At 71.9% G+C, this 2361-nt stretch carries 2 protein-coding genes and 1 pseudogene; 1 reads left to right on the top strand and 2 read right to left on the bottom strand.

The features are described 5' to 3' along the window. Positions 1 to 202: WhiB family transcriptional regulator (locus RIF68_RS34520; protein WP_309055434.1), on the top strand; the 202-nt coding region annotated here is incomplete at its 5' end. 411 nt (positions 203 to 613) lie between these two features. On the opposite strand, the gene RIF68_RS34515 is transcribed toward RIF68_RS34520, so the two are convergent. Together RIF68_RS34515 and RIF68_RS34510 are read right to left on the bottom strand one after the other, a co-directional pair. Continuing rightward, positions 614 to 1588 carry an acyl-ACP desaturase gene (locus tag RIF68_RS34515; RefSeq protein WP_309055432.1) on the bottom strand — a complete coding sequence of 325 codons (975 nt, stop codon included), beginning with the start codon at positions 1586 to 1588 and terminating at the stop codon, positions 614 to 616. A 594-nt stretch (positions 1589 to 2182) separates the two neighbouring features. Next, positions 2183 to 2361: pseudogene (locus tag RIF68_RS34510) on the bottom strand (electron transfer flavoprotein subunit alpha/FixB family protein); the annotation flags it as partial.

The raw sequence follows: 2361 nt of genomic DNA, 5'->3' as shown, positions 1-2361 counted from the left end.
GGAGGCGTTGTGCGCGCAGACCGGGGCGGACTTCTTCTTCCCGGAGCCGGGCAGTTCCGTACGTGAGGCGAAGCGGATCTGCGGCCTGTGCCCGATCCGCTCGGCCTGTCTGGAGTTCGCCCTCAGCAACGACGAACGCTTCGGCGTCTGGGGCGGCCTCTCGGAGCGGGAGCGGCTGGCCCTGCGGCGTGCCGCCCCCTGATGCCCCCCGCGGCGGACGCCCGGTCGCCGCGCCGGTCCGGGCGCTGCCCGGCGCCGCGGCGGTGCGGTGGCGTCCGGGGGCCGGCGGCCGGACGGTGCGCGGGGAGGCGGGGGAGACGCGGCGGGACGCTTCGAGCGCCGGCCGGAACCGGGCGCGCCACGCCGCCGGACCCACCGAGTCCGACAGTGCCCGCGCCTCAGCCGGGCGCGCCACGCCACCGACCCACCGAGTCCGACAGCGCCCGCGCCTCGCCCTGCCGCTGAGTGGCCCGGACCGCCCCGGCGCCGGCGCGTCCGGTCCCTCCTCGGCCACCTGAACCGGCAGCTGTTCACTCATGGCCGTCGCCACCGCCCGGGGCGCGCCCAGGGCGGTGGCGACGGTGGCCGGCCGGCGGCGGCGCGGAAGCGGGGGTCAGCCGGCCGCGCGAGCCAGCATCCGCGCCTTGCGCGCCGCCAGCTTCTCGTCGAACTTGGCGGCCTCGGCGTCCAGCCCGCTCATGTACAGGCCCAGTTCCTCCTGCGCCTTCATGCCCTCCGGGCCCAGCCCGTCGATCTCCATGACCTTGAGGAAGCGCAGCACCGGCTGGAGCACGTCGTCGTGGTGGATGCGCATGTTGTAGACCTCGCCGATCGCCATCTGCGCGGCCGCCCGCTCGAACCCCGGCATGCCGTGTCCGGGCATCCGGAAGTTGACCACCACGTCCCGCACCGCCTGCATCGTCAGGTCGGGCGCCAGCTCGAACGCCGCCTTCAGCAGGTTCCGGTAGAAGATCATGTGCAGGTTCTCGTCGGTGGCGATGCGGGCCAGCATCCGGTCGCAGACCGGGTCACCGGACTGGTGGCCGGTGTTGCGGTGCGAGATGCGGGTGGCCAGTTCCTGGAACGCGACGTAGGCGACCGAGTGCAGCATCGAGTGCCGGTTGTCCGACTCGAAGCCCTCGCTCATGTGGGCCATCCGGAACTCTTCCAGCTTGTCCGGGTCGACCGCGCGCGAGGCGAGCAGGTAGTCCCGCATCACGATGCCGTGCCGGCCCTCCTCCGCCGTCCAGCGGTGCACCCAGGTGCCCCAGGCGCCGTCGCGGCCGAAGAGGGAGGCGATCTCGTGGTGGTAGCTGGGGAGGTTGTCCTCGGTGAGCAGGTTCACCACCAGCGCGGTCCGGCCGATCTCGGTGACCTTGGACTGGCCCTTCTCCCACGCCTCCCCGTCCTCGAAGAAACCGGGGAAGTTGCGGCCGTCGCTCCACGGCACGTACTCGTGCGGCATCCAGTCCTTGGCGACCTTCAGATGCCGGTTGAGTTCCTTCTCGACCACTTCTTCCAGGGCGCACAGCAGCCGGGCGTCGGTCCAGGCGGAGGGGCTGCCGAGATGGGCGGAAGTGAGCGTCACGAAAACTCCAGGGGGACGGGTGACCGTTTCGACGGGTCCGGCGAGCGGTGCCGGAACCTACGCAATCGTAGGCTACGACACCGTAGGTTACGTGACCGTAGGTTAAGTGTGGCGTAAGGGCACCGTTCGAGTGCCCCGGAGGCGGTCGGCGATGCCGGAGAAGTCGTCGCGGGCAGCCGCCGCGTGCGGCGGGACGCGTCCCAGGCGGCGTTGGCGGCCTGCCCGGTCGCGCCTCGCCGGCGGAAAAGGGCTCTGGCCTCTCGCGGCAGGTCGGTCGAGAGAAGGAAACTGACGTCCGGTCACGATCGGGACCGAGGGAGCTGCCGTGTCCGGCACGCCTCAGGAAGCCGACGTCTGCGTCCCGATAGGCGGCGAGGAGTATTCCGCCGGGCGCGCGAGGAACTCACAGCGGCTCAGCAGGTGACACGGCTGCCCGGCACGCGTGGGTGAGGACCCGGAACTGACGCGGCCCACGGTGGGCGTGCGGGATCGTGGAGGTCCCGCCGTACGGGTGGTGCGCTGAGCTGGGGACGCGGGCTGACGCCCGAGGGGACGAGGCCCTTCGGGCGTCCGGCCGGCGGGCCTGACGGAGTTTTACCGGGACGAGGCGTTGCGGGTCTCGACCTCGTCGGTGAGCTGGGGGACTACGGCGAAGAGGTCGCCGACGACGCCGTAGTCGACGAGGTCGAAGATCGGGGCCTCGGCGTCCTTGTTGATCGCCACGATCGTCTTCGAGGTCTGCATGCCGGCGCGGTGCTGGATCGCGCCGGAGA

The organism is Streptomyces sp., assembly GCF_031178505.1.
GTDB lineage: Bacteria > Actinomycetota > Actinomycetes > Streptomycetales > Streptomycetaceae > Streptomyces > Streptomyces gulbargensis.
The sequence above is the reverse complement of the archived record's forward strand: the minus strand, read 5'-3'. Positions and strand labels throughout refer to the sequence as shown.